Source organism: Candidatus Zixiibacteriota bacterium, from assembly GCA_040756055.1.
GTDB lineage: Bacteria > Zixibacteria > MSB-5A5 > GN15 > FEB-12.
In genome coordinates, this window is sequence record JBFLZR010000004.1 from 377,816 (window position 1) to 386,592 (window position 8,777).

Annotated in this window: 10 protein-coding genes; 5 read left to right on the forward strand and 5 right to left on the reverse strand. The window is 52.6% G+C overall.

The window, feature by feature from the left end:
- Positions 1-818: 818 nt before the first annotated feature.
- From pgsA to thpR, 4 genes are read left to right on the forward strand one after another with little or no spacing between them, the layout of a single operon-like run.
- The gene (pgsA, locus tag AB1483_09880) at positions 819-1,406 is read left to right on the forward strand and encodes a CDP-diacylglycerol--glycerol-3-phosphate 3-phosphatidyltransferase (GenBank protein MEW6412767.1); all 588 of its coding nucleotides are present in this window, start codon (positions 819-821) and stop codon (positions 1,404-1,406) included.
- 13 nt (positions 1,407-1,419) lie between these two features.
- Positions 1,420-1,881 carry a phosphatidylglycerophosphatase A gene (locus AB1483_09885; GenBank protein ID MEW6412768.1) on the forward strand — a complete coding sequence of 154 codons (462 nt, stop codon included), beginning with the start codon at positions 1,420-1,422 and terminating at the stop codon, positions 1,879-1,881.
- Positions 1,882-1,911: 30 nt separating this feature from the next.
- Positions 1,912-3,153 carry a competence/damage-inducible protein A gene (locus AB1483_09890; GenBank protein MEW6412769.1) on the forward strand — a complete coding sequence of 414 codons (1,242 nt, stop codon included), beginning with the start codon at positions 1,912-1,914 and terminating at the stop codon, positions 3,151-3,153.
- Positions 3,150-3,710, forward strand: coding sequence for an RNA 2',3'-cyclic phosphodiesterase (gene thpR / locus AB1483_09895; protein ID MEW6412770.1), 561 nt, complete (start codon positions 3,150-3,152; stop codon positions 3,708-3,710). The genes AB1483_09890 and thpR overlap by 4 nt, the downstream gene beginning before the upstream one ends.
- Here thpR and AB1483_09900 read toward each other — a convergent pair.
- The 5 genes from AB1483_09900 to AB1483_09920 form a co-directional block, all read right to left on the reverse strand.
- Entirely contained in the window at positions 3,702-4,181 is a 480-nt protein-coding gene (locus AB1483_09900) for a GNAT family N-acetyltransferase (protein MEW6412771.1), read from the reverse strand. The genes thpR and AB1483_09900 overlap by 9 nt on opposite strands.
- A 7-nt stretch (positions 4,182-4,188) precedes the next feature.
- Positions 4,189-4,824: a LysE family transporter gene (locus tag AB1483_09905; protein ID MEW6412772.1), complete on the reverse strand. Its 636-nt coding sequence runs from the start codon at positions 4,822-4,824 to the stop codon at positions 4,189-4,191.
- A gap of 127 nt (positions 4,825-4,951) precedes the next feature.
- The gene (locus AB1483_09910) at positions 4,952-5,737 is read right to left on the reverse strand and encodes an enoyl-CoA hydratase-related protein (protein ID MEW6412773.1); all 786 of its coding nucleotides are present in this window, start codon (positions 5,735-5,737) and stop codon (positions 4,952-4,954) included.
- Positions 5,738-5,798: 61 nt separating this feature from the next.
- Complete coding sequence (locus AB1483_09915; protein MEW6412774.1) at positions 5,799-6,650, reverse strand: 3-hydroxybutyryl-CoA dehydrogenase; 852 nt, start codon at positions 6,648-6,650, stop codon at positions 5,799-5,801.
- A gap of 33 nt (positions 6,651-6,683) precedes the next feature.
- Entirely contained in the window at positions 6,684-7,166 is a 483-nt protein-coding gene (locus AB1483_09920; GenBank protein ID MEW6412775.1) for a GNAT family N-acetyltransferase, read from the reverse strand.
- 170 nt (positions 7,167-7,336) lie between these two features.
- On the opposite strand from AB1483_09920, the gene AB1483_09925 reads away from it, so the two are divergent.
- Positions 7,337-8,536 carry an acyl-CoA dehydrogenase family protein gene (locus tag AB1483_09925; protein MEW6412776.1) on the forward strand — a complete coding sequence of 400 codons (1,200 nt, stop codon included), beginning with the start codon at positions 7,337-7,339 and terminating at the stop codon, positions 8,534-8,536.
- Positions 8,537-8,777 lie beyond the last annotated feature (241 nt).

The following is an 8,777-nucleotide window of genomic DNA, read 5'->3' on the forward strand; positions in this document are numbered from 1 at the left end:
TATTTGAAATAATCCAGCCGCAAAAAATTCCCTTTTAACACAAAATTGCTGGCTTACGGATTGTTTTGTCGCTCTTCACATTTTATTTGAGGGGGAACTGACAGTATCAGTAAGTAGCAAACCGACCCTCAAAGCGCGAGCACAATATATAGTGGTCAGCAAAGTCCCATCCACCAAAAATAGTGTTTTTTTTAAGGTTTTTGTATGCCCTTGATAATCAAAAAGGTATCGCTATCCTATCATGGACCGCGACACTTCAAAATGACCTGTAACCCTAACTCATAAAAAACTAATATTCACAATCCCTTGAAAAACAACTGCTTATAACCCCTAATCTTTTCAATGATTTCGAGTTAGAGTCCGATAAAAAATTATTATATTTCAATTCATTGAAACATCGTCGGTTACGACGAAGCTAACACAGAGTCAACATATTATCCACAATGCTTGTTGATAAATGAATTTTCGGCCGGCCCCAGGCAAATCCGAAAATCAAGCCCCGTCTGAAGAATTTCCAGAACAAACCATGACCAGACAACCGTGCAATAAGCGGCAATGCGGATCATTTCCCGCAGACATTCTGTCTGACGCATTCATTGCTGCCAAATCGATTTCCCTTGACAAAATGGACTTCCGAGATTATCATTAAAACGCAATCGGAAAGTGTTACTCTTTCTGTGGATTACCTAATATCGTCCGCCCAGGCAGGCCAATTACCTGTCTGGGTTTTTAATTGTACCGGCATCGGATTATCGACGCCTTCTCCGCGGCCAATTCCTGATTGACACGCTTTTACCTGTCGAGTAACTTGTTGGGCAATGAACACTCCCAACAAATTAACCCTGCTCCGCATAATAATCGCGCCGTTTTTCATGTTCTTTTTCATCATCGATAATTTCCATATGCGCATGGTCGCGCTGGGACTATTCATCGTAGCCGCGCTGACTGATCTGGCCGATGGCCACTATGCGAGGAAATACGGCATCATCACCGGCTTCGGAAAATTCATGGACCCTCTGGCAGACAAAATTCTGGTTTCGTCCGCCCTCGTGTCATTTATCGCTCTGGACTATCTCTCCCCTCTGCCGGTAATCCTGATAATCGGCCGCGAATTCTCCATAACCGGACTGCGCCTTCTGGCCGCCTATCGCGGCGTGGTTATATCCCCGAGCTGGTGGGCCAAAGTGAAAACATTCCTGCAACTGAGCATAGTGGGCATCGTTCTGGCCTATATCACCCTGATAAATGCTCTCGAGTATTACAACAGCCCGTCACTGAGCCTCTTCCAATTCGACTACTACTATTATTTCAACCTTGCCCTCTGGGTAACAGCCATCATAACGCTCTGGACAGGCATTGACTATATCGTGAAATACTACTATATGATAAAATCCGTATTGAAATGAGCGGACTACAACCATGAAGCACCTCGTCACTATGATAGCAACCGGCCTTTACTCCGGATACATCAAACCATTCCCCGGTACCTGGGGAACCATCCCGGCCTGGCTGATTGCCTTCTTTTTAATAAAAGACAATCCGCTTATCCTCGCCATCGCCACCGTGGCGGCGTTCGCCCTCTCGGTATGGTCGGCCGGTGAGGCTGAAAAGTTGTTCGGACACGATGCCCGGAAGATCGTTATGGACGAATGGGCCGGCATGTTCGTCTCGCTTCTGTTCGTACCGTTCTCACTGTTGAATTATGGTATTGCTTTCGTGGCGTTTAGAGCGTTTGATGTGATCAAGCTGCCCCCGGCGGCGCAGTTCGAAAGACTCCCACGGGGATGGGGCGTTACCATGGATGATATCGCCGCCGGAGTCTACGCCAATCTCCTGACCCAGATGATCATCTGGGCCTCGGCGAGATATGGCATGCCATAGGATAAAACCTTAAGGACAGGAACACGACAATTGGACGTTGAACTGATTTCCATAGGTGATGAGCTTCTTACCGGTCACACGGTGAACTCCAATGCCGCCTTCATTGCCGAGAAACTGACCGAGATTGGACTCGACGTGAAATACATCAGCACCACGGGCGACTCACTGGAGCTCATGGAAGAAGCGTTTCACCTGGCGCTCAAGCGCGCCCGGCTGATTATAACCACCGGCGGCCTCGGGCCGACCGATGACGATATCACCAAGAAGGCCATCGTCAAGGTCTTTAAACGCAACCTGATCTTCCACGACAACATTCTCGAAGACCTCAAAAAGCGCTATGCCGCCCGAGGTATCGTCATGCCCGCCATAAATCAGAATCAGGCTCTGCTGCCGCAGGGCGCTACCTTCTTCCCCAACAAGACCGGCTCGGCTGTCGGCATCTGCATAAGCGAAAACGGGCGCATTTTCATAGCTCTTCCCGGTGTCCCGCGCGAAATGATACAAATCATGGTCGATGAGGTTCTTCCGTATGTCCAGGGACTGAAAACCGGGCAGCCGATGAAGATCATCAAACTGCGAACCACTGGTGTGGTCGAAGCAAAACTGGCGGAAATGATAGTCTCTGATCTCGCTCTTGAACCCGGCGTCAGACTCGCCTACCTCCCCGCCTACAGCGGCGTCGATTTGCGCATCCTCGCCTCCGCCGAAAGTCAGGCCGAGGCCGATGATCGCGCTCTGAGACTCGAACGGTATCTGGAATCCAAAGTCGGCAAATACATCTACGGGAAAAACAGCGATACTCTCGAAGCTGTCGTGGGCCAACTCCTCAAAGATAACGACAAAACCCTCGCGGTCGCCGAATCGTGCACCGGCGGTCAGCTCGGCATGCAAATAACATCTATCCCCGGCTCATCGGCCTTCTTCCTCGGCGGCATCACCAGCTATTCCAACGAGAGCAAAATCCGTGACCTCGGCGTCGACCCGCAAATAATCGAACAGCACGGCGCTGTATCGCAGGAGTGCGCGATTGCGATGGCCAAGGGTTGCCGCGAGAGATTCGAAAGCGAGTACGCCCTCTCGATAACCGGTATTGCCGGCCCCGATGGCGGCACCGAGGAAAAACCGGTCGGCACCACGTTCATCGGTTTGGCGTCGACGCACGACTGTTACGCCCACAAATTCGTCCTCGGTATCACCCGCGAATCAACCCGCGCCCGCGCCACCTATGCCGCCCTTGAACTGTTGCGGAGAGACATTCTGGACATAAAATGATGCGCCTGTTTATCGCTCTCCCTCTGGAGAAATCGGTTAAAGACCGCCTCGGCCAAATAATCGCCGAACTCAAATCAAAAGGCGGTTCGGTCAAATGGGTCAAACCGGACAACACGCATCTCACTCTTCGTTTTCTTGGCGAAACCGATGAGAAACTGCTTCCGAGAATAAAGTCCGAGATCGATGCCGTCGCATCCGGTCATGCTCCCGTGACAACCTCGATCAGCATCATCGGCGGCTTCCCCAACCTTAGCCGTCCTCGTGTGATTTGGGTGGGCATAGGAAAAGAAATCGAAGCGCTTTCCAAAATGGCCCGTCAGATGGAGCTGAAAATCCGCACTCTTGGCTTCGAGAAAGAAAGCAAACCGTTCAAAGCCCACCTCACTCTCGCGAGAGTCAGAGAGCCGCGCGGCAATGAACACTTATTCAGTTATCTTCAGGAGTATCAGCTCGACGAAATCCCGGCGCACTTTGACCGGATTGTCCTTTTCAAATCAACCCTCACCCCGCAAGGCCCCATATACGAGCGCTTGCACGAAGCGATGCTGTTAGTCTAACATCGTCTCGAACTCGATCTCATCACGAATAGCAATGCCATAACACCCGACCATGGGTATAGTCGGTTTCAACTTTCGCGACTTCTCAATCGCACCCGGATAAAGCGCCGCGATCGTGAACCCGCGGTGATGATAGAACCGGATAGCGTCAAGATTATCATTGGTAGTAATCAGCCACAGCCGCTTACAGGTCTGCTTCACCCTGTCCTTTACAGCCTCAACGAGCGCCGTGCCGATACCGGAGAACTTAGTGAACGCGTCCAGCGTTACAATCTCGCACTGGTCACCGTCAATCTCGTAAGTAACCAACCCCACATTCCTGCCTGATTCATCTCTCGCGACAAAACCCTCCAAATCGTCCGGATATACCTTCCGTCCCCGGCTTACCACGAAATCCGCTCCCCAGCCGCGAAAGACCTCGAGCACGTAGGTGCTGTCTTTTTCTTCTACCGGATGAATTGATAATTCCATAATGAGTCTATATGGCCCGCACGCCGTCGTAGATGAAACTCGCGCCGAGATAGACGAGGAAAATCGCGCACGCCACTATCAGCACCCTGAGGGCCTTCCCCATGATAATCCGCTTACCCATCCACAGAAGTACCGATACCACCGAGTACCACACGAAATCGGAAAGGATGTGCCCGAAGTAGAAAACCACCGGTCCGATCACCCCGAACTTGAGCGACTTGACCAGAAACGCCAGCCCCGTCGTCGCCCACCAGACAAACCAGTACGGATTCGAGAGCGTCGCCGTGATTCCTTTACCGGCCAGTTTGTGGCTCGACTGTTTGTCTGATGTTACAATTTCGTAATCGATCTTCTTTTTCAGGATCTCATACGCCATCTGCACACCCATCAGAATCAGCGCCACTCCCCCGACAATTCCGATTATTGCCGCCACCATTGGATCCTGCGCCAGGGCAGCCAGTCCGAGCGACAGGACGACCACGACGAAAATCTCGGCAATGGCATGTCCGATTGAGATGATCGGTCCGGTCTGCCAGCCGTGACGGGGTGTCTCGGCAATACCGACCGCCAGAAGCGGTCCGGGCATCATCGCGCCGGAAAACCCGACCATAAACGAGTTGAAAAACAGAAGCGGCAGTTCCATACTAACGTATATAATGCAACCATTACCCCAAAGTTCCAAGCCTGAATTTTCTATCGCGACCATCGTTCAAAAGGGGTGCCGATAACGACACCCCTTAACGGATAATCAATAAATTAGACCCGGCCTATCAATGACCGGTGAAATTGGGTTTGCGCTTCTCTAAGAAAGCCTCCATGCCCTCGTTCTTGTCACCGGTTCCGCAGATCTGGCCAAAGTTGGCCTTCTCCAGGTCACAGCCGGCCGTAAGGGTACCATCGAGTCCGCGGTTGATGCATTCCTTGCCAAGCGAAACGGCAATCGGCGCCTTACTGGCAATCGTCTTTGCCATTGCCATCGCCTTGTCCATCAGCTCTTCCGGCTCATAGACTTCATCAACCAGCCCTATCCGGTGCGCCTCGGCGGCATCGACCATATCGCCGGTGAAAATCATCTGCATCGCCTTGCCGCGTCCGACCAATCTCGGCAAACGCTGCGTGCCGCCATAGCCGGGGATAATCCCCAGGTTGACCTCGGGCTGTCCCATTTTGGCTTTTTTCGAAGCCAGACGAATATCGCAGGCCATCGCCAGTTCACATCCGCCGCCCAGCGCGAAGCCGTTGATAGCGGCGATTACAGGACGCGGGAAATTCTGGATCGTCTTCATCAGGTACAACCCGCGAGCCGCAAGCTCGGTCCCGCTGCGCACGTCAACATCGGCCAGCTCGGTAATATCGGCCCCGGCCACGAATGCCTTCTCCCCCGCGCCGGTGATAATGACACACCGAATCGCCTCATCCGACCAGTAAAAGCTGAAAAGCTGCTGAAGCTCCGCGATTACTTCCCGGTTGAGAGCGTTGAGAGCGCGCTCACGGTTGATCTTCACGACCAAAATCGAGTCGGACTTCTCCACCAAGAGGTTCTTATAATCAGCCATAAAATCTTCCTTTACTCGAATCTATTTAACACATCCTATTGTGCAGTTCCAACGCGAATGCCTATTTGTTGTAATCATAGAAACCGCGTTTGACCTTACGGCCAAGATACCCGGCGTTGACCATCCGCCTCAAAAGCGGCGGGGCCGAATAATGCGAGTCCTTGAACTCCTCGAACATGATATCCGCGATATACAGAATCGTATCCAGCCCGATAAAATCCGTCAGCGTCAGCGGACCCATCGGATGCCCGCATCCCAGCATCATGCCGTTATCGATATCATCGCGCGTGGCCAGCCCGCGTTCGAGCTGACGAATAGCATCGAGAAGATATGGCACCAGCAGAACGTTGACGATAAACCCCGGTGAGTCTTTCGCGGTCACACAGGTCTTGCCGACAGATTCGGCGAAGGCGAATGCGGCGTCGAAAGTGGCTGCCGATGTATCCAGTGTCTTGACCACCTCGCAAAGCTTCATGATCGGAACCGGGTTGAAAAAGTGCAGCCCGAGAAAACGATCCCGGCGACCGGTCACGGCCGCCATGTCGCCGATTGAGAGCGATGATGTATTCGAGGCGAAAATAGCTTCCGGCTTACAGATCTTGTCCAGCTTGGCATAGACTTCTTTTTTCACCTGCATATTCTCAACGACAGCCTCACAGATAAGATCACAATCGGCCAGATCATTCAAATGCGCCGTGCCTTTGATTTTCGCGAGAATGCCGTCTTTTTGCTCAGCGGTGGCTTTTCCCTTCTCGATAGCCTTGTCCAGCGACTTGGTGATATATCCCAATCCTCTTTTGAACACTTCGTCGGAAATTTCGCACGCGACCACTTCATAACCAGCCGCGGCGGACACCTGTCCTATCCCGGAGCCCATCTGTCCGAACCCTACAATACCGACTTTCTTTATCATCTGACTCTCCCGGTTTTATATTAACGATTACAGCTATCTTACGAAGCGAATCAGCCTAAGACCCTGGGTGTATGATGTCACCCCGGTCAGCTCAAACCCCGCCTTCAGAAAACACGACAAAGCAGCCGCGTTTTCGTTGTACATGTTGATCATAACTTTGGCGACATCCATTCTCGCCGCCCCCTGCTCGTACAAAAGTTCGACCAGGCGGGTACCGAAACCCTCCGAGCGGCGGACCGGATCGACAATCAGGTGGGCAACTTCAACGGCGAGGTCGTTGGGACGGTTCCACAACTCGGCGTAGGCCAGCGGCTTCCCGCTGCGGAAAAGAAGATACGAGCTTACATCCTTGCGCTGCCAGCTATCGACAATGTCCTGAGGGGGCGGGAATTCTTTCCCCCGGCAAACATCACGAAAAACCTCGGCCGAGTCGATCCAACCCCGAACGGTGGCCGAATACTCTTTGGTGTATGGAACGATGTCCGCTTTGGAGTGCGACTGGCCGCTCAATCTCATATCCTCATAATTTAGGACCGGCAATATAGTCAATATTGCGCCTGCGGGCAACTGCCGCGAATGCGAAAGTACATTTTCGCCCGCCCCGGTCCAGTTCGAATTGACATTAACCCCGTATTTGGCTATATATTGCCGAAACCCCGAAAACAAAAAGGAGCGCAGCTTCCATGATAGATTTTTCACTGACTGAAAACCATCTGGCCGTCCGCGATATGGCCCGCGAAGTAGCCCAAAAAATAGTAATCCCCGACATTATCGAGTACGACCGCGCCCAGAAAATGAACCCCAAACTGCTTCCGGCCATGGCCGAGGCTAACCTGCTGGGGTTCTGTATCCCTGAGCAGTATGGCGGCCTTGGCATGGACTATATTTCGCTCGGGCTGGCTTCCGAAGAGCTCGAATACGGCGACACCGCCGCCCGCGTTATCCTCTCGGTCCACATCGGCCTGTTCTCCCTGCCGGTGCTTACCTGGGCCAACGAAGGACAAAAACAGAAATACCTCGTCCCGGCCGCCAAAGGCGAGAAAATCGCCACTTTCGGCCTGACCGAACCGGCTGCCGGAAGTGATGCTGTCGGTATCCAGTGCACGGCGGTCAAAAGCGGCGGACATTATATTCTCAACGGCGAAAAAATGTGGATTTCGCTCGCCGATGTCGCCGACTATTTCCTTGTCTTTGCCTGGACCGATCTGGACAAAAAGAAAAAACGCGACCACACCGGCCTCTCCTGCTTTATCGTCGAGAAAGGCTGGGAGGGTGTCTCCACCGGCACGATCCATGGCAAACTGGGCGTCCGCGCCGGCAACACCGGCTATATCGCCTTCCAGGATGTAAAGGTCCCGGCTGAAAATCTGGTCTACAAAGAAGGCGCCGGGTTCAAGATTGCCATGTTCTGTTTGGATCAGGGACGGTACACCGTGGCCGCCGGTTCCTGCGGTCTTATCAAAGCCTGCCGCGATGCCTGCGTGAAGTATTCCAAGGAGCGTCAGACTTTCGGCGTCAATATCGAGCAGCACCAGTTGGTCAAGCAGATGATCGCCAACATGGAAGCCGGGTATGAGTATTCGACCTATTTGTGGATGAAGGCCGGATGGCTCAAGAACCAGGGCAAGCGTTCGACCAGGGCGACATCAATGGCGAAATGGATTGCCTGTCGTGAGGCTGAAGCTTCCGCTGCCAATGCTGTGCAGGTGCACGGCGCTTATGGTTTCTCCGATGAGTACCCGGTCGAGCGGTTTTATCGCAACTCGAAGGGTGCATCGATTTACGAGGGCACCCGCGAGGTGCACACGCTCATGCAGGCCGACTATGCTCTCGGCTTCCGCTCCGACAAAGACCTCGAACGCGATTTGCCGGTAGTCGAGCAGTAGACAGACATAAATATCTTGTAGGGCGGGTCCGTCTTCGAACCCGCCTTAATGTTATCATCCCCCTTCAAATTCGCAAAGGGTGCCCCACCTTTTAGGTGGGATTGACTAAACCGCTGAACGTTTCACTAGATAGGTAACAGAATAGACTCACCACATGGGTAACACTTTTTGGGTTAAAGATCAATGTTGTTTCCTTCTCGTGACTTTTGGTTTTATAAGCATTTTCTTCCTTTCGTCGTAG